Annotated in this window: 1 pseudogene; it reads right to left on the bottom strand. The window is 42.2% G+C overall.

Annotated features, from left to right (window positions below):
- Window positions 1-230: pseudogene (locus J7338_RS21185) on the bottom strand (transposase); the annotation flags it as partial.

Raw genomic sequence — 230 nt, forward strand, 5'->3', positions numbered from 1 at the left:
TCAGGGTCGGTAATATTACTTTTAATGGGCTTGCCTTTGCTGCCCGTTTTTTCCTCGTGGGTCGCTAAGAACTCCGTGATTTTATCTGCACTTTTATCCAGCTTTTCTTTTTGCTTTAAATCCTGTGTTATCAACTCTTCGCTCAGGCTATCTTGTGATTGGTGACGTTCGATAATACGTTTACTCGCGCGTTCTAGTTTTGCTTTTTTACGCCCTAGCTCATCGAATGT

Source organism: Pseudoalteromonas ostreae (assembly GCF_018069805.1).
In the GTDB taxonomy this organism is placed as follows: domain Bacteria; phylum Pseudomonadota; class Gammaproteobacteria; order Enterobacterales; family Alteromonadaceae; genus Pseudoalteromonas; species Pseudoalteromonas ostreae.